At 32.8% G+C, this 24,957-nt stretch carries 19 protein-coding genes and 1 CRISPR repeat array (1 of these 20 only partly in view); of the genes, 13 read left to right on the top strand and 6 right to left on the bottom strand.

The features are described from left to right. Nucleotides 1-170 precede the first annotated feature (170 nt). Entirely contained in the window at nt 171-1,637 is a 1,467-nt protein-coding gene (locus LS73_RS02175; protein WP_104692253.1) for an NCS1 family transporter, read from the bottom strand. Nucleotides 1,638-1,995: 358 nt separating this feature from the next. Between LS73_RS02175 and LS73_RS02170 the strand changes: the two genes are divergently transcribed. Next, nucleotides 1,996-2,157, top strand: coding sequence for a hypothetical protein (locus LS73_RS02170; RefSeq protein WP_233708804.1), 162 nt, complete (start codon nt 1,996-1,998; stop codon nt 2,155-2,157). Here the strand turns inward: LS73_RS02170 and LS73_RS10415 are convergent. Then, nucleotides 2,146-2,280, bottom strand: coding sequence for a hypothetical protein (locus tag LS73_RS10415; RefSeq protein ID WP_267891687.1), 135 nt, complete (start codon nt 2,278-2,280; stop codon nt 2,146-2,148). The genes LS73_RS02170 and LS73_RS10415 overlap by 12 nt on opposite strands. A gap of 63 nt (nt 2,281-2,343) precedes the next feature. Next, nucleotides 2,344-2,787 (bottom strand): hypothetical protein, encoded by a 444-nt coding sequence (locus tag LS73_RS02165; protein WP_034556723.1) that lies wholly within the window; start codon nt 2,785-2,787, stop codon nt 2,344-2,346. Here LS73_RS02165 and LS73_RS02160 point away from each other — a divergent pair. After that, a complete protein-coding gene (locus LS73_RS02160) occupies nt 2,779-3,420 on the top strand; it encodes a trans-sulfuration enzyme family protein (RefSeq protein ID WP_081955477.1) in 642 nt (213 codons plus the stop codon). The genes LS73_RS02165 and LS73_RS02160 overlap by 9 nt on opposite strands. A gap of 805 nt (nt 3,421-4,225) precedes the next feature. On the opposite strand, the gene LS73_RS02155 is transcribed toward LS73_RS02160, so the two are convergent. Beyond that, a complete protein-coding gene (locus LS73_RS02155; RefSeq protein ID WP_034556720.1) occupies nt 4,226-4,480 on the bottom strand; it encodes a hypothetical protein in 255 nt (84 codons plus the stop codon). A gap of 351 nt (nt 4,481-4,831) precedes the next feature. Here LS73_RS02155 and LS73_RS02150 point away from each other — a divergent pair, with 351 nt between their 5' ends. The 7 genes from LS73_RS02150 (at nt 4,832) to LS73_RS02120 (ending at nt 12,763) form a co-directional block, all read left to right on the top strand. Then, complete coding sequence (locus LS73_RS02150) at nt 4,832-6,259, top strand: PhoH family protein (RefSeq protein ID WP_034556718.1); 1,428 nt, start codon at nt 4,832-4,834, stop codon at nt 6,257-6,259. A 228-nt stretch (nt 6,260-6,487) separates the two neighbouring features. Continuing rightward, nucleotides 6,488-8,353, top strand: coding sequence for a threonine--tRNA ligase (thrS, locus tag LS73_RS02145; RefSeq protein ID WP_034557348.1), 1,866 nt, complete (start codon nt 6,488-6,490; stop codon nt 8,351-8,353). After that, nucleotides 8,350-8,874: a translation initiation factor IF-3 gene (gene infC / locus LS73_RS02140; protein ID WP_034556716.1), complete on the top strand. Its 525-nt coding sequence runs from the start codon at nt 8,350-8,352 to the stop codon at nt 8,872-8,874. The genes thrS and infC overlap by 4 nt, the downstream gene beginning before the upstream one ends. Nucleotides 8,875-8,919: 45 nt before the next feature. Next, nucleotides 8,920-9,114, top strand: a complete 195-nt coding sequence (gene rpmI, locus LS73_RS02135) for a 50S ribosomal protein L35 (RefSeq protein ID WP_034556715.1) — start codon at nt 8,920-8,922, stop codon at nt 9,112-9,114. A gap of 127 nt (nt 9,115-9,241) precedes the next feature. Beyond that, on the top strand, nt 9,242-9,595 hold the full coding sequence (gene rplT / locus LS73_RS02130; RefSeq protein WP_034556713.1) for a 50S ribosomal protein L20: 354 nt from the start codon (nt 9,242-9,244) through the stop codon (nt 9,593-9,595). A 278-nt stretch (nt 9,596-9,873) separates the two neighbouring features. Continuing rightward, the gene (gene rho, locus LS73_RS02125) at nt 9,874-11,271 is read left to right on the top strand and encodes a transcription termination factor Rho (RefSeq protein ID WP_034556711.1); all 1,398 of its coding nucleotides are present in this window, start codon (nt 9,874-9,876) and stop codon (nt 11,269-11,271) included. A gap of 151 nt (nt 11,272-11,422) precedes the next feature. Then, nucleotides 11,423-12,763 carry an MATE family efflux transporter gene (locus tag LS73_RS02120; RefSeq protein WP_034556709.1) on the top strand — a complete coding sequence of 447 codons (1,341 nt, stop codon included), beginning with the start codon at nt 11,423-11,425 and terminating at the stop codon, nt 12,761-12,763. A gap of 203 nt (nt 12,764-12,966) precedes the next feature. On the opposite strand, the gene trpB is transcribed toward LS73_RS02120, so the two are convergent. After that, nucleotides 12,967-15,228: a tryptophan synthase subunit beta gene (trpB, locus tag LS73_RS10500; RefSeq protein ID WP_081955476.1), complete on the bottom strand. Its 2,262-nt coding sequence runs from the start codon at nt 15,226-15,228 to the stop codon at nt 12,967-12,969. Nucleotides 15,229-15,572: 344 nt separating this feature from the next. Then, the gene (aspA, locus tag LS73_RS02110; RefSeq protein WP_034556708.1) at nt 15,573-17,015 is read right to left on the bottom strand and encodes an aspartate ammonia-lyase; all 1,443 of its coding nucleotides are present in this window, start codon (nt 17,013-17,015) and stop codon (nt 15,573-15,575) included. A gap of 188 nt (nt 17,016-17,203) precedes the next feature. On the opposite strand from aspA, the gene LS73_RS02105 reads away from it, so the two are divergent. From LS73_RS02105 to LS73_RS02090, 4 genes are all read left to right on the top strand, one after another. Beyond that, complete coding sequence (locus LS73_RS02105) at nt 17,204-18,319, top strand: alanine dehydrogenase (RefSeq protein WP_034556707.1); 1,116 nt, start codon at nt 17,204-17,206, stop codon at nt 18,317-18,319. Between the two features lie 8 nt (nt 18,320-18,327). Continuing rightward, nucleotides 18,328-19,275: a glycosyltransferase family 2 protein gene (locus LS73_RS02100; protein ID WP_052089438.1), complete on the top strand. Its 948-nt coding sequence runs from the start codon at nt 18,328-18,330 to the stop codon at nt 19,273-19,275. A 920-nt stretch (nt 19,276-20,195) separates the two neighbouring features. Further along, nucleotides 20,196-21,989 (top strand): flavin-containing monooxygenase, encoded by a 1,794-nt coding sequence (locus tag LS73_RS02095; RefSeq protein WP_034558416.1) that lies wholly within the window; start codon nt 20,196-20,198, stop codon nt 21,987-21,989. A gap of 10 nt (nt 21,990-21,999) precedes the next feature. Further along, the gene (locus LS73_RS02090; protein WP_034558415.1) at nt 22,000-22,767 is read left to right on the top strand and encodes a (S)-acetoin forming diacetyl reductase; all 768 of its coding nucleotides are present in this window, start codon (nt 22,000-22,002) and stop codon (nt 22,765-22,767) included. Nucleotides 22,768-23,045: 278 nt separating this feature from the next. Further along, a CRISPR array of direct repeats spans nt 23,046-24,957; the repeat unit is 36 nt; unit sequence GTTTTAGCCACTTATTAAATCATTCTATGCTAAAAT; it runs 625 nt beyond the window's last position.

The raw sequence follows: 24,957 nt of genomic DNA, 5'->3' as shown, positions 1-24,957 counted from the left end.
ACATAGAATCTAAACAATTTAATCTAAGATTACTAAAGCACTAAAGAGAAAATCCTTTTTCATAATCTTTTGATTTTGCAAACTGAAACCGCAAAGTCCTATGGTTACTTCCCAATTTCGCATTATTTGTATTGTAATACCAAGAGGCAAAATTCTTTTAAGATTCTAATCTATCTATCCTCCCTAGGAGTTAGGCTAAGGTTTTGCGTGGCTATACGGTTGAATTTTTCATTTTTACTATCATAGACCCAATTCATACCAACACTTGTCCCAAGAAAGCTATCATCCTTACTTGCAATTTCAGCTTGAGTGTATCTTGGTATAATCCAAACTTTCATTAAAAAAACATAGACAATTAGGCTTACAAAAAAGCCCACTAAAAAAGCATAGCTCGTAAAATAAATGGCTAAAACCCCTCCAATTAACCAGCTCAAAAGACCGGCAAAATTAAAGCCTTTATAAAAGACAAACTGCCCATCATAGCGGTATAGATGTGGGACATTTACTTTTCTTTTGCGGATAATGTAATAATCTGCGATGATAATTCCTGCTATGCCCGATAACACTGCACCATAATAGCCAAGGAAAATAAAGAGATTATCTAAGATGAGCCAAGGCATAATAATAGTTCCAACAATACCTGCAAGCACAACAGCGGTGAAATAATGAATCTTAGGTGCTCCAGCATTAACAAAAGCTAAAGCTGCGGGGATAAGGTTTGCAGGGGCATTAGTAGACCATTGAGAGAAAATCACCATAACAAGTAAAACAATCATTGTAAGCCCTGTGCCATTAGCCTGTATAACTTCTATAGGATTCCAAAGTCCTGCTGCTAAAAAAGAAATACCTCCAATAGCCCCTATCCAAGCCTGTGTAGCTGGAAGTGCTATAAGCTGGGCTATAAAGACATTTTTGTTCCTTTTAAAAAAACTTTTTGCTCCACTTTGGGTTTTTAAAAAACGCGTAAGATTAGGAATATCTATGGCTAAAGCAGACCAAAAGGACATATTAGCAAAGAAAAAGACAAAGAGATTAATATTTTCACTACCTGCAAAAGTCCAGATATTAACGCCCTTAATTTGTGCAAGTTCTTCTAATGTGAAATACATCCAAATTGTTACAGCGATGATACAAGGTGCTGCTACTGAAGTAATAACTTCCACCGATCTAATCCCCATACCCGTGCTAACTATTTGAATAATGGCAAAAAGCACATACCATATAAACCAATTATCAAAACCTAATAGATATTCGGAGATTCCATTGAGGGCTAAGGCTCCCAAATAGGTTTGAATCCCAAACCATATCGATGCTCCAATACCCCTTGCAATGGAGGGGAAATGTGTTCCCTTTATCCCAAAGGGAGCTCGCAAATACACCGCAAACGAAAGCCCATGTTCTACACCAATATCTGCTACAAGGGTCATAATAATAGCAATAGCCACATTGGCAATGAAAATTATGCCCAAAACTTCCCAAAGCGACATAGATTTAATGCCTGTCTCTCCTAGTGAAAAAGTAGCGATAATAACTGCCATACTTATCCACATCCAAATAAAACCTATGAATCCTATCGTTCTTTGGTTATTCCAAACTGGTAATATAGCCTCTTCTAAGAGATGATTTTTTTCTTGCATAGCTTACCCTTTAAATTAGATATAAATGCCTTATGATTTATTGCTTAAAGCCCTCTATACCTGTAATCTATATAATTTTAAGCACTTTGAGTTTAACATATTGCGTTTTAGGTTGTAATAATTTTGTTATTTTTTCTTTGGTTTTTTCTATAAAGTAACATAAATTAAGATTTGTGTGTAAAATCTCCTTTATTTGGATTTAAGAGTGCAACATAAATTAAGATTACAAGGTGATATTTCGTATGCATTATAAATTAAGAAACTATCATTTTGCCATTGAGATATTCTTAAAGTAAGCCTTTTTAAAAAAATAATAGTAGAATTTTATCAAGTTAAATTTATTTAAGAAAGGAAGATTATGAAGTTTAGCACCAAAGCCATATCTGTGGCTGAAGAACCTAATTTAAGCGGTGAAACCTCAAGTGATGTTATAAGCTCTATCCATCTAGCAAGCACCTTTGCAAAACCAGATTTTGAAAATACTATTAGAGGATTTGGGTATTCGAGATTAACTATTTGATGAAGGAATCTCGCTAGATTGTAAATCATAGTATTTTGCAAGTGATAGATAATCTGTAATATTATATTCCTTTGCAAGAGGATTAACTTCTTGATACTTTGCTACTAAGTCTCTATATCGCATTGAGTTACTGCCATAGCCTAAATGATTATAAAATTTAAATCAGAGATTACATTTCCTAGTCTCTTATGTGGTATAAGCTTGTTTCTTAAATGGAGTAGAGTTTGAATTTTTAGAATCTTTTAAGTTTGCAAATTGGCTAGTTTGAGGCTTAAAATTTGGATCGCTACTTAAGACTATATTACTATTGTAAGTGCTTGTGGGATTTGGTTTAGCTATGGTGCTATCTTGTGTGGCTTGTAATGAATTGTCATTTATATTAATCACATTGCGTCCCAAGTTTTGCAATGTGCTATTATCTTTAGCTTGTGGTCTTACATTCGAAGCTAAAGGATTGTTTTGCGTGCCTTGAGGCTTGAGTAGGTTTGTAAAATTTTGCTTTGACTGCGAAACTTCGTTTTCATTAGCTTTATTGCTTATTAGTATTTCTTGTTGCAAATCCTTATCTATATCACCTTGCAGTTTGCCATAGCCTGCTTCACTTATAATTCTAGCTGTTAAATAATCCATAAAAAGCCTTTAGTTTGCATAGCTTATTTCACAAAAGCCATTAGTTCTGTCAATCCTACAAGGGAAGTTGTAGAGAGTAAGTTAGCAGCTTTAGAGAATGCAAAATATGCGATTTGTTATGCAAGCGGTCAAGCGGCTGAATGTGTGAGTTTATTGAGTTTTTTAAAATCTGATGATGAGATTCTTTGTTTTGATGATATTTATGGAGGGACAAGACGACTTTTAAGTAAAGTATTTAATCATTTTAATATCAAAGTCAAATACCTTGATATGACAAATTTAGAAAATATCCAATCTGCTATTACGAGTAAGACTAAAATGATTTGGCTAGAATCCCCAACTAATCCACTTTTGCAGCTTTGTGATATAAAAGCTATTTGTGCAATAGCAAAAAAACATAATATCTTAACCATAGTCGATAATACCTTTGCTACACCTTATCTACAAAAACCCTTAGATTTAGGTGCTGATGTCGTGGTGCATAGTATGACAAAATATATTAATAGGCATAGTGATAGTGTGGGGGGAGCGGTTGTTTTAAACGATGATTCTTTATATGAGAAATTGCGTTTTGTTTCTAATTCTACAGGCATGATTCTTGCCCCACCCCTTTTTTTTGAATTGATATTTTAATATTGCGCTCTCTATTAAAGATTGCATTTCTAGCTCATCTATACTAGGCAAGCCTTTAATGTTTTTAATCGATTGGTTTACCACTATCAATAGAAATAAGCTCTTTTTTTCAAATGCCATTTCTCTTAATTCTTATGCCAACATTAATGTAAAATGTAAGATGATTGCCACTTCTGCTGTGATTACGGCTTTTGCTTGTTTGTTTCAACGTCTTATTTCCTAAAATTTTACTAATAAACTAAGCGTCCTCTTACTCTCTTAGTGCATAAATTTGACACGCATATTTTGTAATCAGAGTTTTTGCACCCTATTTACCATAACAATCAAACAAAGTCATTTCTAATTGAGAGAGTGATTGGTGGATAATAAGTAGCCTAAGGTTTTATCTAACAATGAAACTAATACTTTTTTGTAACTTCGCTAATTAAACCTATCTTTTAAGAATCTATAAGCCTTATCAAAATCTTTTACCTCATTATCATATACTTTAAAATAAAAGCTTTTGCTTAATTGTAAATCCCATAGAAGTAAACCTGCCCTTAAGTTATATAACTTAAATGCACTACCATATTCACTTAATGCTAAATCTATATAGAGATAACAAAACCCAATAGCATCTTTTCTATAACTTGGATAGATGATATTTTCTAAATCAATAAGCTACAAATCACAATGCTTGTATTTAGCATGTCAATAATGTAAAGGGATTATATATGAGTTCGACTAGAGAATGGATTAAACAAATATACTTCATTATCTAGCTTCTTTGCACGATTAAGCACTTGTGTAATCAAAGCATTCTTGTTTAATATCTTGCACAAACACAGATTCTGCCCATTCTAAAAGACTGATGATAACAATCATCACATTTTACACTTTGTGTAGAAGCGACAAATGCTACAAACTGCATACCACCAAACTTTAAGAATTTATTGACATATTTGCCAACAATAATACCAAGTTTAACAAAATTATTCTTAATCTCCAAAAAGCCTAACTTACAAATTTCAATGATATTGGCAAATCTTACTTCCCAATGCAAACTTTCTTTTTGTTGCATAAAACAATATCCGCTGTTAATAATAGGTTTGAATGCGTATGTAAAGTTTTATATTAAATGCTGTTAAAAGCATTATGCGATTCTTTAGAGATTGAATCTCAATAAACGCTAGGAAGAATCAAAGTATATATTTTATTTGTATGATTTTATGAATGGTAGTATTGTGTTATATTTTATTGAATTAGCAATATAGTCCACTTTCATTAATATGGAATCCAAAGTTCTCTCTTGCATTTGAATTACAAATGATTATAACTAAAGCTTTCTATAAATTGATTATTGCAATACAAAATAAAGTTTTTCAAAAAATCAAGTAAAATTTAGAGTTGTATTTTGTGATAAAGGAGATATTTGCAAAGGTTTTTATTGGATACATCGGTTATCCTTGATAATACAGAAAATTTAGTATATTTGCACCACAAACATCACGAGCTTTATATTAGCGATATAATATTAGAAGAGCTCGATAGAAAGAAAGATTCTCAAAGTGAGAGCGGATTCTTTGCTAGAGAGTTTTTTCGCTGTGTTGTTCTTGACTCAAATGTAAGAAAGCTTACAAATAATGATGAGATAAACATATACACTAACTCTAATATAGAATCTTTACCCAGTGATTATATCTCTCGTATTGAGTTTAAAAGCGGGGAAGTTTATGTGCCAATTTGGGTTATAACAAGGACAAAATATAAAACAGCATTTCTAGATTACGGCTACAATGACGCAAAGATTAGGGAGATAGCAAAGGATTATAAGTTAGTTTTACTCACCAATGATATAGCCTTGAGAGTTAGATCGCTTGCAGATAATATACAATCTCAATCAATAAAACGCGGACAAGTGCTAAATCCTAAAGATATTGAATTTATTTACAAAACCAAATTGCTTAGAGACTTAAGTGATAAGATTACGTTTGAAAAAAGTAAGGCATTTCAAGCCTTAAGTCAATGGCACATCATAGAAATTGAAGAAATAGACTATACAGATAGTGAATGTTATCTAACAGGTAAGAAATTATTTGGCGTAAAGCATAATGATAAGCTAGATATATTAGAACTTGATTCTATAATCAAAGAGCATAAACCATATATCTTGCCATTAAATATCGAGCAAAAGCTAGCATATGTCATGCTTACATATCCACATAATCAACTAAGCATAATCACAGGCAGCACAGGAAGTGGAAAGACGTTAATAGCACTGCAAGCTGGCATTTCCTTGCAAAAAATGGGGCTTGTTGATGGAATCATTTATATGAGAAATACAATCACTGCAAACGACAAAGAAGCTGAACTTGGATTTAGAAAGGGAGATGAGATTCAAAAGTTGCATTATTTTATGTATCCGTTATTTAGTAGCGTTAATTTTATAATCGAAAGTCTAAAGGAAAATTCCTTAGCCAAACGTATTGAATATAAAGGTGAAAGCAAGGGTATAGATAAGGAAGAAGCAACACAATATTTCCTAAAAAAACATAGAATCGAAATCATGGATATAGCACATGCAAGAGGCATTAGCCTACATAACAAGTTCGTTATATTTGATGAGGTGCAAAATGCCTCTGATGCTACTATCAAGCTAATTGGCACAAGGCTTGGAGAGGGTAGTAGAATTGTATTTTTAGGCGACTATAATCAAATAGACCACCCATATTTAAGTAAATTTCGCAATGGGGCTTTAAGCTTATTATCTAAAGCAAAAGAAGATGATTTTTTATTTGGATTGCAGCTAAAGTATACAATTCGAAGCCAGATTGCAAATTGGTTCGACTCTAAATTTTAGATAAATTTTATTTTTGCAAACAAAGCTTACATCATATAATGCTAAATGGTATAGCATAAGATAATTGCATATTTATAATATAACAAATCAACCATTATCCTATGCTTAAGTGTCTTTTAAGTTGTCATTTGTATAATTAGTAACTTAAATCCTTGACTTTTATAGCTATAATTCATAGATAAATATTATTTTTAGATAAATTTGAGAGAAAGGAATACATTGCAAAGTATGCAAAATGTTATTGGTTATCTGCAAGATAACACAATTATTGATACTCAAACAGCCACAGAGCAAAATCTTGATACTTCCACATTAGAACCAATATTATTCGCAGACACTCCATTAGCACATGAGATTATACGTCATACTTGCGCTCATCTATTGGCTGAAGCAATTAAATCCATTTATCCTGAAGCAAAATTTTTCGTAGGTCCAGTGGTAGATGAGGGATTTTATTATGACTTTAAGGTAAACTCTAAGATAGGAAAAGAAGACTTATCAAAGATTGAAGATAAGATGAAAGAGATTGCCAAAAAGGGTGAGAAGCTAAGCAAGATTCATCTAACACGAAAAGAGGCAGAAGCTAGATTTTATAATGATGAACTAAAACAAGCAGTAATGAACAGAATAGAAGGAGATAGCTTTAGCATTTATCAACAAGGAGACTTTGAAGATTTATGCAGAGGTCCTCATTTGCCTAATTTAAAATTCTTACAGGCATTTAAATTAACAAAGATTTCAGGGGCATATCTAGGCGGCGATGAGAGTGCTAGCATGCTTACTAGAATCTATGGCATAGCCTTTGCACAAAAGCAGAATCTAAAACAATATTTATACATACTAGAAGAAGCTAAAAAACGCGACCATAGGAGATTGGGCATAGATATGGGACTATTTCACTTTGACGAGGAAATAGGTGCTGGTTTGCCAATTTGGCTTCCTAGAGGTGCTAGGCTTCGTAATAGATTAGAAGAACTACTTACTAAAGCATTGATATTAAATGAATATGAACCAGTGCGCGGTCCAGAAATTCTAAAAAGTGATGTATGGAAAATTAGTGGACATTACACAAATTATAAAGAGAATATGTATTTCACAACAATCGATGAAGTGGAATATGGCATAAAACCAATGAATTGCGTTGGACATATAAAGGTATATCAAAGTAGCATTAGAAGCTACAGGGAATTACCTTTAAGATTCTATGAATATGGCATTGTGCATAGACATGAAAAAAGCGGTGTTTTGCATGGACTACTAAGAGTAAGAGAATTTACGCAAGATGATGCACATTTATTTTGTCGCCAAGATCAAATAGAATCTGAAGTAAATGCGATATTGAGATTCACAAATAAAGTAATGAAAGCATTTAGCTTTGAATATGAAATGGAATTATCTACTAGACCAGAAAAGTCAATAGGTGATGATGCAGTATGGGAGAGTGCCACTACTGCCTTAAAAAACGCGCTAAAGTCAAATAATGTGAAATATCGTATAGATGAAGGAGGAGGTGCATTTTATGGACCAAAGATCGATATAAAGATTACAGATGCATTGGGCAGGAAGTGGCAGTGTGGCACGGTTCAAATTGATATGAATTTACCTGAACGTTTTGCTCTTAGCTATATTGATGAGAACAACCAACAAGCACGTCCAGTAATGATTCATAGAGCGATACTAGGAAGCTTTGAAAGGTTCATAGCCATATTAGTCGAGCATTTTGGAGGAGAGTTACCATTTTTTATTACACCAACTCAAATAGCTATTATTCCAATATCAAATGAACATATAGATTTTGCTAAGAATTTGCAATCATCATTGCGACATATTGGTATTTATTCAGAAATTAATTCAAAATCTGATTCTTTGAATAAAAGAATTCGTAATGCTGAGAAGCAAAAGATTCCATTTATTGTAATAATAGGTGATAAAGAGATGGAAAATGATATATTGTCTATACGCGATAGGTCAAATAAAATACCTAATAAATCAGACAGGAATAGCAACAAGCAGCAAGATAGCTTGCAATATGAAATGAAAAGATCGGACTTTATAGCCAAGGTAAATAAACTAAATAGAGAGGTAAACTTTTGAGCAAAGAAGAGATATTGATAAATGAGCAAATCCATTTTGAAGAAGTGAGATGCGTATCTGAATTGGGTGAGCAATTAGGAATTTTTAGCATTGAAGAAGCACAGAAGATAGCCAGAGATCAGGGCTTAGACTTGATATGTATCTCTCCTTCCGCTAAGCCTCCTGTATGTAAAATTGTAGAATATGGTAAATTTCGCTATCAAGCAGAAAAGAGATTAAAAGAATCAAAGAAAAAGCAAAAACAAATAGAAGTAAAAGAAATCAAACTTTCTACACAGATTGCGCAAAATGATATTAATTATAAAGTAAAGCATGCAAGAGAATTCTTCGAGGAAGGCAAGCATGTAAAATTTCGAGTTTTTTTGCGAGGCAGGGAATTACAAAATCCTATTGCAGGATTTGAAATGCTAAAAAGGGTTTGTGCTATGGTAGAAGATATTGCACATGCAGATAAAGAGCCAAAAATTGAAGGTAAATATGCCACCGCGTTAATGATTCCAAATAATAAAATTAAAGCATAATTTTTATGTTATAATTTCTATTTTATTTTATGAAAGGAGATATTGATGCCAAAAATGAAAACTAATCGCGGTGCTGCAAAGCGATTTAAACTTAAGAAAAACGCCATCAAAAGAGCTGCTGCTTTTAAGAATCACATCTTAACCAAGAAATCGCCAAGACGCAAGGCAAGATTAAATGCACCGCACTATGTCCATAGTGCCAATGAAGAATCTATCAAGAGTATGTTATGCTTAAGATAGCTATCATTGCCTAAGGCTTTTTGCATTAGTAAATCACAATTGTCCCCTAGCAATAGGGAAAGTTTAAACGAAAGTTTGCGCCTTATCATATTTGTAAGTATTAAGGCAAAGTTACAGGAGAATAATAATCATGAGAGTTAAAACAGGTATAGTTAGAAGAAGAAGGCACAAAAAGATTCTAAAGCTCGCAAAAGGCTTTTATAGTGGTAGAAGAAAACATTTTAGGAAAGCTAAGGAGCAATTAGAGAGAAGCCTATGCTATGCATACAGAGATAGAAAACAAAAAAAGAGAAACTTCAGAGCATTGTGGATAGTTCGAATCAATGCTGCCTGTAGAAAAAGCGATATAAGCTACTCTAAGTTCATTAGCGGACTAAAGAAAGCTAATATAGACTTAGATAGAAAAGTTTTAGCAGATATAGCTTATAGCAATCCAGTAGCTTTTGCTAATATAGTATCGCAAGTAAAACAAAGTCTCTAGCTACTTTATAAAGCTAGTAAGTAAATCGTAGAATCTTTTCTTTTCTAGTTAGTTAGATTCTACTGATTAACATTTGATTTTGTTGCTTATCGCTAATCTTCTAGTAATAAAATAAATTAAATTTCTCTCAAACATTTTGAATTCTACATCTTAATATATCTCTTAATAGGGAGACAACCCATTACAAAATTTAGCAGTTACAGATTCGCAAGCAAAATATCAAACAAGCAAAATCAAATGAATTTATAGCTTATAATATTTGAGAATAGGAGAAACTTATGCCCAACGATAATGAAAAAACCGACATAAAAACAAAAAAACCACATAAATCAAACAAAAAAAATGATAAAACAGCATACGATAATGAAGATAAAGGAACAAAAATAAAGGATTCATCTAAACGAACACATACCCCTGTAAATGGATTTAAAGTTGAGGAGTTGCGCATTACTCCAATGCAAAAGCTTATCGATATAGCCAAAAATCTTGGAATTCAAAATCCACAAGAATTTCTAAGACAAGAATTAATCTTTGAAATTTTAAAGAATCAAGTAAGCCAAGGCGGATTTATCCTAATATCTGGAATTTTAGAAATTACCAATGAAGGCTATGGATTCTTACGTTCCATTGATGAGAAGTTTTCAGATACACAACATGATACCTATGTTTCGCAAAGCCAAATTCAGAGATTTGCGCTTCGCAATGGAGACATTATCACAGGACAGGTAAGACCTCCCAAGGAACAAGAAAGATACTATGCATTACTAAAAATTGAGGCAGTAAATTATCTAAGTTTAGATGAAATTAAAAATCGTCCATTATTTGAAAATCTAACACCATTATTTCCTGCAGAACAACTAAAACTTGAATACAATAGCCAAAAGGTTACAGGTAGAATATTAGATTTATTTAGTCCTATTGGCAAAGGACAAAGAGCCCTTATAGTTGCTCCACCTAGGGTTGGCAAAACTGAACTTATGAAAGAACTAGCACATGGAATAAGTAATAATCATCCAGAAGTAGAGCTTATGGTACTACTCATTGATGAGCGTCCAGAAGAAGTAACAGACATGGAGAGAAGCGTAAAAGGACAAGTATTCTCTAGCACATTCGACTTGCCATCAACAAATCATATTCGAGTAGCCGAATTAGTCTTGGAGCGTGCAAAAAGACGTATAGAGGTAGGTAAAGACGTGGTTATATTATTAGATTCTATCACTCGTCTGGCTCGAGCTTATAATGCCATTACACCATCTAGCGGCAAGGTCTTAAGTGGAGGCGTAGATGCTAATGCCCTACATAAACCAAAGAGATTCTTTGGAGCAGCTAGAAATATTGAAAACGGTGGCAGTTTAACTATTATAGCTACTGCTCTAATTGAGACAGGCTCACGTATGGATGAAGTCATATTTGAGGAATTCAAAGGTACAGGAAATAGCGAAATTGTGCTAGCTAGAAATATTGCAGATAGGAGGATCTATCCTGCATTTGACATTCTAAAATCAGGCACAAGAAAAGATGACTTATTGCTAGGTGAACAAAAACTTACAAAGGTGTGGATATTGCGTAATGTTATTAGCCAAATGGACGATATAGAAGCACTAAACTTCTTATACTCTAAGATTAGGAATACAAAAAATAACGATGAATTCTTACTTGGCATGAATGAAGTTTAAAATCTAGGCTTAATTGTTATACTTAGAGTATTTAGCAACATAAATAAATATAAAATTCCTAAAAATAGGTATAGCCTTAAATTTACTAGTTTTATTTCCTGCCAGAATAATTGATTTAAGTAAATTTCATAAACAAAAAAAGAAGTCAAGCATGTCTACCACAAGAGCAAAGATAGCAAATATACTAAATATTGCCATTCCTAGCGCATTACAATCTGGATTAGATATGTTAAATTTATTCATAGCCCTATTTTTTCTATCTAACATTTCCCCACTCTATTTCACAGCATTAAGTCTAGGTGCAAACTACATCATAATCTTCTACCCAGTTAGCGCAATATTTGGTATTGGTGCAAATGTACTAATGTCTAGAAGATATGGAGCAAAGAATTATACAGAAATGAATGAAGTATGTTCTACCATGCTATATAGCGCATTAATATTTTGCATTCCCCTACTCTTAGTTTCATATATTGGCATTCCGCTGTATTTGCAAGCCTTAGATTTAAGCTATGAGCTATATAGTCTTAGCTATTCTTATGTTCTAATTACTATTTTTGCTATTCCAGCCATTATGGTAAAAAATATTATCATCTCTGCGTTTGCAGCAACAGGAGACACCAAACCCCCATTCTATATCAAAATAGTCATGACATGTCTTAGTATTATTGGCAATTCAATACTAATTAATGGAGCATTTGGTATTGATTCGATGGGACTTTTTGGTGCTGCAGCAATTAGTGTTTTTATATCTTATTTAGAGCTTTTAGCATTGTTTTTACTTATTAAATTCTCAAAAACACGCCTTGAGCTACTGTTAGTATTTCGTTGGATATTTCTTAAGAATGGATTAAAGGTTGCAATCCCTACTGGATTAGAGCGTATTTTTACTATTATATCGCTGAATGTGATTTTAATATTTGTCGGAAAATATGCTGAAATCTATGGTGATAGTGCTATTAACGGATTCCAAGCTGGCGCAAAGATTGAAAGTTTTGCCTTTGTGCCGGGATTTAGTTTTATGCTAGCCATTATGAGCTTAATGGGGCAATGTATTGGTGTAAAGGACTACAAATTAGCATTTGAATACACAAAGCTTTGCGCAATTCTATCTAGTATAATACTTGGGCTTTGTGGAATCTTATTGGCTGTTTTTGCTAGGCCATTATCACTTATTTTTATGTCTAAAGACTTGATAGCAGTAGATATTTCGGCAATGTATTTAATTATCATAGGATTATCACAAATTCCACTTATATTATCATTTGTCTATGATGGAGCATTACGCGGAGCTGGTTGGACACAGATTCCATTATTTGTAAATATTATAAGCATTTCGTTGTTTAGATTGTTACCTATGCTTATTGCAACTAGTCAAGATTGGCATTTATATAGTCTGTTTGTGATTATATTTATTGAAACATATATCAGGGCAGCAATCTTTTATATTATATTTAGATCTGGAGTATGGCAAAAAAAGAGAAATCTATAATCTACGCGAGTATTTAGCAATATTAATCAACATAATCAATTTGAAGTCTAGCGATTAATTGTTTATTCAAGCTTAGTATGAGATAGGATTTTTTATAATCCAATGATTAAAGTCTTTATTATCATTAATATAATCAAAAATTATATCTTCATCGAGATTTGGAAAGCTTAAATTATACAAGGCTAAAACCTAATATCATGTATTCAAGACTTTAGCGATTTACCCCAAATCTTGCTTAATCCCATATCAGTCTCTAACACCTTCACCTTGGAATCTAAATTAGAACACTCGTTTTGTGCTTCTTGTGATATGCATTGATGGCTATGAGTAGATTTTTCATTAGAATTTGTTTTATTAAGATCTTGTGTCGTATTTTGATATTGAGAGTTAAGCAAAAAATCAATACTTTGCGATTGCCCAGAATCTTCATCAGCAGAATAGTCTAAACTTAGAAGATTATCATCAAACCGATCAAGCTCAATATTATCTGAGTTATTTGTATCTTTTACTTGCAATTCATCACATAAGGATAAGGATTCTAATGTTTCAGTGCTATCCAAATTGATTTTATCTAATGTCAAAAAATCAAACATATCGTGCTTGGAATTGCTTGCTTGAGAATCAAAATTATATTCTAAAGCTATCGACTGTGTATCTTTAGGAGTTACCAATATATGCAATTCATCTTGTATTTTATTTTGATCAATTTGTACTTCTGCATTTTCTTGTGAATTTAATGTAGAGTTTAAGATATGTGTATCTTGAATAGATTCTTCATTTACGAGCTCATCGTTTATATCCTCTCTGCTCTGTATCTCTTTTTGATTTGATTTGGCTTTTTCTCCTTCGGTAATATCTTCCATAACAATAGCGTTTTGTGTATGTTCTTGCAAATTTTGCACATCTTGGGTTAAGTCTGGATTAGATAATTCGGATTCTTCTAATTTGGAATCATTATTTAAGTCCGAATGGCAAACATCAAGAAAACTAAAATCTTCATCGCTTAACTCATTTAAATCTAGGACATCTTGTTTTATATTAGGCTGATTAATATGCATGGCAGGCAGTATAGGTTCTGCCTTATCTAAAACAATATCATCATTAGAAGCGTTAAAATCAGCACTATTTAAAACAAGTTTATCAACATCATTATCTACTTGCATAGATTTCTTTGGATTTATAGAATCTCTTGTTTGTTTCTTTAAGTTTTCATTTACAGATGATAGCTCAAGCTCTAAAAAATCTTTCCATTTCTGCGCACAAAGGTGTTTTGCAGTAATAAATATATCTTTATCTCCTCTGCCACTTACATTTACTACAATAGTTTTATTACTTACATTTTTTGCAATTTTTAATGCACCAGCTAAGGCATGACTAGATTCTAATGCAGCTAAAATTCCTTCATGCTTGGCAAAAAATTGCAATGCTTCTAAAGCTTCATTATCGCTCGCAGCAAGACATTTTATTCTATTTATGCTTGCCAAATGGGCAATTTGTGGTCCAACTCCTGGATAATCTAGCCCAGCACTAATAGAGTGTGTATCAACGATTTGTCCATTTTTATCTTGTAAAAAATAGGACTTGTAGCCTTGGACTACACCAACCCTAGCATCACTATCACTATGAAGCCGCATAGCATGCTTCTTTGGCAAGAAGTTATCACCACCTGCCTCAACCATCACCAAATTCACATCTATATTCTCTAAAAAAGCAGTAAATGCACCCATAGCATTGCTGCCGCCACCAACGCAAGCTATAAGATAATCAGGTAAAATTCCAAGTGTTCTATGAAGTTGCTTTTTTATTTCTTTACCAATGACACTTTGAGCATCTCTTACCATATCTGGATATGGAGCTGGTCCAACAGCACTCCCCAAGACATAAAACGTGCCATGAGGATCATTACTCCACTCTCGCAATGTCTCATTTACGGCATCTTTTAGTGTTTTGCTTCCACTTGACACAGGCACTACATTGGCTCCAAACTGTTCCATGATAAATACATTTGGACGTTGTCTTTGCATATCAACTTCACCCATAAAAATCTTACATGGCATACCTATCGATGCACAGGCACTAGCTACCGCTACTCCATGCTGTCCTGCGCCTGTCTCTGCAATGACTAAACTTTTTTTCATTCTTTTAGCTAACAAAACTTGGGCTATAGCGTTATTTATCTTATGAGCACCCGTGTTTGCTAACCCCTCAAACTTTAGAAAAATATCATTATTTAGAATATTAGAAGCATTTTTAGCATATAACAATGGTGTTGGTCTGCCTACAAAATTCCTTAGCAATGATTTATATTCTTTTTTGAAAGATTTACTTTTAAAAATATTTGAATAAGCTTCCTGTAAATCCATAATAACAGGATAGAGGATTTCTGGGACAAAGCAACCTCCAAAACTCAAATCACCAACCCCGAAATATCCGCCCCTACTTCTAGAAAATAGTTCGTCTTGCATGGCTTGCTCCTTGTAAATATATATTAAATAATACTTAGTATATAGGTTTCACAACAACAAGCCTAAATTATAACTTAAATCCATAGAATATACGTATTTTTATAGATAATAAACTTATATGGGAATTTGAACACAATAAATGAAACGTTAGAATAGCTTTAGATGATTATATTGCAAGGCACAAGAACAAAACTTAAAACAATTTCAATCTATCATTATTATTTGGCTACGCATAAATAATACAAGCTTATATAAATTTAGGCTACAAAAATAGTAGCCATAGAGGTATCCCATTAAAACATAAAACTAAATGTAGTAAGTAAAATGAGATATTTAGTAATATCTTACTTCACAAATGGTGAATGCTTTTGAAATTTAGCCTTATCTTCTGCGCTCATATGTGGATTGAGCATATTTTTAGGCTGTAAGATTTCATTAAGCTGCTCTTCGCTCAAAAGCCCTCTCTCAAGAGCAATATCTTTTACACTTTTGCCTGTTTTCAAAGATTCTTTAGAGATTGATGCAGAGTTTTCATAACCAATATAAGGATTAAGTGCAGTAACAATACCAATGCTATTATAAACAAAATCGCTACATACTTTTTCATTTGCAGTAATGCCATCTACACACTTACTAGCAAGTGTAAGCATTGCATTTCTCATCATAGAGATTGAGTTGAAAAGTCCATAAGCAATGACAGGCTCAAATACATTTAGTTGTAATTGCCCGCCCTCACTTGCAAAGCTAACAGTTACATCATTACCAATGACTGCATAGCACACTTGATTCACAACTTCAGGTATTACTGGATTTACTTTTCCGGGCATAATAGAGCTTCCGGGCTGCATTTTTGGTAAATTGATTTCATTAAGCCCAGCACGAGGTCCAGAGCTTAAAAGTCGCAAGTCGTTGCACACTTTAGAGAGTTTAACCGCTACTCTTTTAAGCACACCGCTTACTTGCACATATGCACCTGTATCTTGCGTGGCTTCAATAAGGTCATCAGCAGTTTTAAATGGGTGTCCTGTAACTTCACAAAGTCTCTTTTGCACGATTTTTGGATAATCTGGGTGTGAGTTAATACCTGTTCCAATTGCTGTTCCACCCATATTGATTTCTGTTACAAGATTACGAGCCTCAAGCACACGAGCAATATCTTCGCCCATCATTACAGCAAAAGTATGAAATTCTTGCCCTAGGGTCATAGGCACAGCATCTTGAAGTTGTGTTCGTCCCATTTTTAACACATCTTTAAATTCATCTGATTTTTTACTAAATGATGTTTTTAATACTTCCATATCTTTTGCAAGAGAAGAAAGTTCATCATACAACGCCACATGAATAGCAGTAGGGTAAGAATCGTTTGTTGATTGTGATAAATTCACATGGTCATTTGGGTGACAGTATTGATACTCACCTTTTTTATGTCCCATAATTTCTAGAGCAAGGTTTGCCACAACTTCATTTGTATTCATATTTGTACTTGTTCCAGCACCTCCTTGAATCATATCTACCACAAATTGTTCTCTTAACTCACCCGCAATAAGCTTATCACAAGCTTTACAAATAGCATCTTTTTTTTCATCATCTAGTAGATTTAATTCATTATTTGCTAAAGCTGCTGCTTTTTTTACTTGTGCAAATGCCTTGATAAAGCTAGGATAGCTACTAAGCTTGTCGCCTGTGATATTAAAATTTTGTAATGCCCTAAAAGTTTGCACTCCATAGTATACATCATCAGCAATTTCCAATTCCCCAATAAAGTCATGTTCTACTCTTGTTGCCATTGTATCCTCATCATATTTTAAAATAAATTTGCAGATATCTGCAAGCCAGAATTATAACCTAAATATTTCATTGACAAACATAGCTTTATTAAAAAGCTTATCAATTTTTTGAGAATAACAGTATTAAAAACAAAAAAATCATTTTATAGTATAATGAAAAGGTATTTCAGAGTATTTAAGGATTATTTATGAATATTTGTGTTCCAAAGGAGATAATGAATCATGAGCATAGGGTAGGCTTAGTGCCTAGCGATGTAGCTTTGTTAAAAGATTCTAATCCTAGTCATAAAATCTATATAGAAGATGGGCTAGGCTCTAGCATAGGTTATAATAATAATGACTATGAGATAGCTGGAGCAACTGTGCTAAAGAATGCAAAAGAAATTTGGGAATGTGCAGATCTACTAGTCAAATGCAAGGAGCCAACAGAGGAGGAATTTCGCTTTCTACGTAAAGACATGGTACTATATAGTTTCCTTGATTTGGCTTATTCATCAGAGCTAGCTAGGGCATTAATAGATTCTAAAGTTACTTCTATTTGTGGTGAGACCATTGCTGGACCAATGGGTAACTACCCAATATTAAGTGCAATGAGCGAAGTAACTGGTAAATTTGCAGCTCAACATGCAGCTACGCTACTTGCTGCTAATTACGGTGGTAGGGGCATGCTTATTGGCGGATGTGCTGGTGTTAGCCCGGCTAAGGCTGTAGTTGTTGGCGGTGGTGTGGTAGGTATGAACGCGGCCAAAGTGCTTGTTGGTATGGGAGCAGATGTATGGGTACTTGACATTGATGTTTGTAAAGTCTCAAATCACCCATTAGTAATAAATAATCAAGTAAAGTTACTATATAGTAACGAAAATTCAATCGCTGAAGCTCTAAAGGGGGCAGACATTCTAATTGGAGCTGTGCTTATAACGGCTACCTCAACACCAAAAATCATCACTAGAGAACATTTAAGAATGATGAATAAAGGTGGTGTAGTTCTTGATGTATCTGTAGATCTTGGTGGTTGTATGGAAACCTCTAAACAAACTACACATGACAATCCTACATATATAGAGGAAGATTTAGTGCATTATGGTGTGCCAAATATACCAGGTGTAATTGCTAGGACATCTAGCATTACCTACTCATATGAATCATTGCCATATATAAAAGTCATAGCTAATCAAGGTTGGAAAGAGATGCTAAGAATGCCAGGGGCTATTGGTGGACTAAACGCATATAATGGTAGCATAGCTTTAAAATCCATAGCTAAGGCATTTAATATGCCATATATTGATACTACTAGCTTGCTTTGAGAAACACCATGCCACTTATAAGCATTGTCCTACCAACATATAATGGTGAAGAATATATCGAACAATCCATAGAATCAATACTCAATCAAACATATAAAAACATAGAATTAATCATTGTTAATGATTGTTCTACCGATAATACAAGAGAAATCATAGAATCTTATGCAAATAAAGATAACCGAATAAAACTTATCCACAATGAAATCAATCAAAAGCTGCCAAAATCTTTAAATATCGGTTTTACAGAAGCAAAAGGAGAATATTTAACTTGGACTTCAGATGATAATTACTATGTACCACAAGCTTTAGAGATTATGCTTGATTTTTTGCAAACACAAAATAATTATGTAATGGTATGCGCTGATTACATCATACTGCGAGAAAATAATAGACAAGCAAAAAGAGAAGTATCAGTTATGCCAGAAAAACTTATTGCATATTGCGGCATTGGTGCTTGTTTTTTATATAGGGCTAAAGTGGCAAAAGAAGTTGGATTATACAATGAGAAAAGATTCTTGGTAGAAGATTATGAATATTGGCTAAGGATTGGTCTAAAAGGTAAAATTGGCGAAATCCATACTCCGTTATATTACTATCGACATCACAAGAATAGCCTAACCTCTAAAAGAGGGTTAGAGATTATGAAAAATAGATTGGAATTACAAATAGAATTCATGGATTCCTACTTTTCAACATATCCATATATACTAAAACTACCAGTATATAACGAGTTGCGAGCTCTGCGTATATTACATATACAAGGACATAAGAGTGCAGAAGAGATTTTAGATTCTATTAGTTCGCTTAATGTGAGCTCTAAAGCTCTATATACAATACTTAAAGACTACTACAAAGCTACACATAATAAGATTTTCCTTAATGCAATAAAGAAACTAGGCTTACAATATAAGATTAGAGCATATTTATTAAAGAGAAGAGTAAAGATTATTCGATAATCTAGTCTAGGAGATAGGCTATTATAGTTAAAAACAGAATAATTATAGATAAAACATCTTATAACAAGAAGAATCACAAAGAGCTAAACAAAATAATAAAATTTACATATTTACACATAAAAATAATAATTTAATAAGAAATTAATTACAAAAGACCTAACACAATATTATAAAGGCTTCAAGAAAAATTTAGCGACAAAACTAAGTAATTCCTAGCATTTAACTATAAAATCAAAGCCACTTAATACATAAATAAATTTAAAAGTTAGATAGGAAATTATTGCTAGGTATTCATTTGTAAAAAATCTTTGCTTTCTATAAGTTTTATAGAATCTAAAAAATTTAGTCATTTGTGCTTGCTTCAGCATCAATGTAGTGTGAAAATCTTAGCTTTGTATCTTAAGAAGCTATTGCTTAGCATTATCATAAAATGTGATTTTATAAAAGGAAACTTAGATTATTATCATAAGCAAGCTTCACACTATAAAGATTATAAATAATAATGGCTAAACAAAAAACTATAAATTTAATAAATATATAAATATCAAATTAGAACCTATAGTATAAACATCAAACAAAAAATTCTTCAAGCGTAATAGTATTAATTTATTAATTTTAATAGAAAACACATGAGAGCTACTTTAAGTTATACAAGGTGATTAATGCAAATTCATAAGTGTAATTAATATTACAAAATGCCAACTATTAAATTAATATGATAAGAATTGTAACGTCTAAGCTGACTTGCAAATGTTGCTACAACTCACAAACTAATGCTTAAATAAAATAAAGACATGTAAATACTTCAGAATTATAAAGGATTATTTAACATAAATACGTAGTACGTTTTTTTTTTTTGTATAATCGGCATTAAAGCAATAAATTCTTATTTGCTTTAATTTCTAACGGAGGTAAAATATATGAAAAAAAATTATATAAATACTCTTCAGAGTTGGCTTAATAATTTTGAACAAGCTTTATCTACATCCCATACCCTAACCGATGTATTAGACTTGTTTCAAGATTCATGTTATTGGCGCGATTTAATAAGTTTGACATGGAATATTATTACATTAGAAGGCAAACCTTCAATTAAACAAATGCTTCAATCTCAACTTACAAGCAGCAAACCTACAAATTTCAAAGTAGAAGGAGATATAAATAGCTATGACGATATTATTGAAGGATTCTTTACTTTTGAAACAAAAGTATTTAGAGGTAAAGGCTATATTAGACTAAAAAATGGACTGTGTTGGACATTGCTCACAGTTGCAAACGAACTAAAAGGTTTTGAAGAAAAGAAAAACAAAAACAGAATAAAAGGCGCAGAACATGGAATCAACAAAAACCGTCTAACATGGCTAGAAAAAAAGCAAAAAGAAGAAACAGAGCTAGGATATAGCAAACAGCCTTATGTATTAATTATTGGTGGAGGACAAGGTGGAATTGCACTAGGAGCAAGACTTAAAAGATTAGAAGTCCCAACACTAATTGTTGATGCGCATCCTAAACCAGGCGATCAATGGAGAAATCGTTATAAATCCTTATGTTTACATGACCCTATATGGTATGACCACTTACCCTATCTTCCATTCCCAGATGATTGGCCTGTATTCTCACCTAAAGACAAGATAGCAGATTGGCTTGAGTGCTATGTTAAGATTATGGAACTCAATTATTGGTCATCTACAAAGTGTGTCAAAGCTTCTTATGATGATACCAATAAGGAGTGGATAGCCACAGTTGAAAAAGAAGGTAAAGAAATCATATTACGTCCTAAGCACGTCGTATTTGCATTAGGGATGTCAGGAGTACCTAATATACCTAAGCCTAAGGGTTATGATATATTCAAAGGTGAGCAACAGCATTCAAGCGAACATAAATCATCAGACTTATACAAAGGAAAAAAAGTAGTAGTGTTAGGCTCAAATAATTCTGCACATGATATTTGCGCTGCATTATGGGAAAATGACGCTGATGTAACTATGATACAGCGGAGTTCAACTCATATCGTCCGGTCTGATTCTCTTATGGAACTTGCCCTAAAAGGACTCTATTCAGAAGAAGCACTAGAGAATGGAATCACAACTGATAAGGCAGACTTACTGTTTGCTTCAGTTCCTTTTAGAATCATGGCAGATTTCCATAAGCCAGTTTATGATGAAATAAAAAAGCGTGATAAAGATTTATATGATAGATTAGAGAAAAGAGGCTTTTTGCTCGATTTTGGTGATGACGGCTCTGGTCTTTTTATGAAATATTTGCGTAGAGGTTCAGGCTATTATATTGATGTTGGAGCTAGCGAGCTTGTTGCCAATGGAGATATTAAGCTTGAAAATGGAAATATTAAAGAATTAAAAGAGAATTCCGTAGTTCTTACTAATGGCAAGGAACTAGAGGCTGATTTGGTAATTTATGCTACTGGTTTTAGCTCAATGAATTTTTGGGTGGCAAAAATTGTATCACAAGAAGTAGCAGATAAAGTAGGTAAAGTTTGGGGATTAGGTTCAAATACCAAAAAAGACCCTGGTCCTTGGGAAGGCGAACTGCGAAATATGTGGAAACCCACTCAACAAGAAAATCTATGGTTTCATGGTGGAAACTTACATCAATCAAGACACTATTCCTTATACTTATCCTTACAACTTAAAGCTAGATATGAAGGTTTAGAAACACCAGTTTATGGGCTTGCAAAAGTCCACCATTTATATTAAGGAGGCTATTATGTCAAAAGTTGCAATGATTACAGGCGGAGCACAAGGTATTGGAAAGGCAATTGCATTACGTCTTGCAAAAGATGGTTTTAACGTTGCTATTGCAGATATAAATGAATCTCTTGCTAAAGAAAGTGCAAAAGAAATAAGTAAAATATCTAGAGCAATAGCTATAAAACTTGATGTATCAAATCGTGATGATGTATTTAATGCAGTTGAAAAAGCAAAAAATGAATTAGGTGATTTTAACGTAATGATTAATAATGCGGCAATAGGTCCAATAACGCCAATTGAAGAGATTACTTTTGAAATCTATCGTAAGACATTTGATATCAATGTAGGTGGCGTTTTATGGGGCATACAAGCAGCTACTAAAGCTTTTAAAGAATTAGGTCACGGTGGTAAGATTATCTCTGCAAGTTCTCAAGCTGGGCAAGTTGGTAATCCAGAATTGGCTGTATATGGAGGCACAAAATTCGCTGTTCGTGGTATTACACAAACTGCAGCAAAGGACTTAGCTCATTTAGGCATTACAGTTAATGCGTATTGTCCGGGCATAGTCAAAACCCCAATGATGTTTAAAATTGCTCAAGATGTAGCAAACGCGGCAGGAAAACCTTTTGAGTGGGGAATGGAGCAATATGCAAAACATATTACATTAAAGCGACTAAGTGAACCTGAAGATGTAGCAAACGTAGTAGCATTTCTAGCTAGTCCAGATTCAGATTATATTACAGGTCAAGCGATAGTAGTTGATGGAGGTATGTATTTCAATTAAGAAATTGATAAATTTATACTCTTAGTAGTAGATGATTAGGATAACGGATTTTTCTTTAAAATCTTGATATAGAAATTACATAAAACTGTTATAAGGTTGTTGCTAGCTTTTTACTAGCAATGGATTTATTAAGCTTCAAATAAAAACTCTTAATTTATTAAGAAATAAACTTAGCATCTTAGTTATGAAGAAGCTAAAAATGAATTAGTTACATTAACCTGATGATTATAATAAAGTTTTAAGATAATTAATTTAGATTAAATATATTAAAGTTAGCTGTTTTAGCCACTTATTAAATCATTCTATGCTAAAATTCTCCTCCCTCTACTACAATGCCCAATGAGGTTTTAGCCACTTATTAAATCATTCTATGCTAAAATAAAACCAAATAATGTTACAAATCCCTACGAGTTTTAGCCACTTATTAAATCATTCTATGCTAAAATTTAATCCTGCGATAGAGTTCAAAAAAGGGGGTTTTAGCCACTTATTAAATCATTCTATGCTAAAATTAACAATTTGATTTTATCAGCTAATAAAGATGTTTTAGCCACTTATTAAATCATTCTATGCTAAAATGATTGAACGCTATAGTTATCACTAAACCAAGTTTTAGCCACTTATTAAATCATTCTATGCTAAAATTTTCCATCTAATTTTAATGCTGCGCTTAGTGTTTTAGCCACTTATTAAATCATTCTATGCTAAAATAGACTAGAAACCTTAGGAGCTGTAGAGATAGTTTTAGCCACTTATTAAATCATTCTATGCTAAAATTTAGGGATTAATGAAGCCGAAAAGGCACTAGTTTTAGCCACTTATTAAATCATTCTATGCTAAAATAGACTAGAAACCTTAGGAGCTGTAGAGATAGTTTTAGCCACTTATTAAATCATTCTATGCTAAAATTTAGGGATTAATGAAGCCGAAAAGGCACTAGTTTTAGCCACTTATTAAATCATTCTATGCTAAAATTGATGAATTCGACAAACTATCGGATGCATTGTTTTAGCCACTTATTAAATCATTCTATGCTAAAATCATCAAATAGTGCTGCTAAAGATGAATATGGTTTTAGCCACTTATTAAATCATTCTATGCTAAAATTCTACAGCATCGCCTACTAAATGACGAGATGTTTTAGCCACTTATTAAATCATTCTATGCTAAAATTCTTGATTGACGCGTAGCATTTGTTTTAATGTTTTAGCCACTTATTAAATCATTCTATGCTAAAATATCTAGTTTTCTTTTTTACGCAGAATGCAGGTTTTAGCCACTTATTAAATCATTCTATGCTAAAATTTTACCTGCCATAAGATTTATGGATTCTGGTTTTAGCCACTTATTAAATCATTCTATGCTAAAATTTAGGGATTAATGAAGCCGAAAAGGCACTAGTTTTAGCCACTTATTAAATCATTCTATGCTAAAATTATACTCACCGACAGTATAAGAAAGAGTCGTTTTAGCCACTTATTAAATCATTCTATGCTAAAATTATTATTTCGATGACTTCATTGACTACGAGTGTTTTAGCCACTTATTAAATCATTCTATGCTAAAATAAATTTAAACGCAGATTTTGTTTTGAATTTGTTTTAGCCACTTATTAAATCATTCTATGCTAAAATACCAACAGGAAGTAATAAGTTCCCTATGCGTTTTAGCCACTTATTAAATCATTCTATGCTAAAATAATTCCGCGCTTTTTAGCTTCTGCTTCCAAGTTTTAGCCACTTATTAAATCATTCTATGCTAAAATTGCGAATTAATGAAGTCTTACAAACTGCTGGTTTTAGCCACTTATTAAATCATTCTATGCTAAAATAATTCCGCGCTTTTTAGCTTCTGCTTCCAAGTTTTAGCCACTTATTAAATCATTCTATGCTAAAATTGCGAATTAATGAAGTCTTACAAACTGCTGGTTTTAGCCACTTATTAAATCATTCTATGCTAAAATGATCCGAAATAACTAAACCCGTGACTCCAGTTTTAGCCACTTATTAAATCATTCTATGCTAAAATTATGAAAGAATATAGTAATGTTGGTATGCAGTTTTAGCCACTTATTAAATCATTCTATGCTAAAATTGTTCAAAGGTTTCAGGTATGTGGGAGTCTGTTTTAGCCACTTATTAAATCATTCTATGCTAAAATTACGCAAAGAACAGTATTATTATGTGGAGG

The sequence above is a fragment of the Helicobacter muridarum genome (genome assembly GCF_000765805.2).
Classification (GTDB): domain Bacteria; phylum Campylobacterota; class Campylobacteria; order Campylobacterales; family Helicobacteraceae; genus Helicobacter_A; species Helicobacter_A muridarum.
The sequence above is the reverse complement of the archived record's forward strand: the minus strand, read 5'-3'. Positions and strand labels throughout refer to the sequence as shown.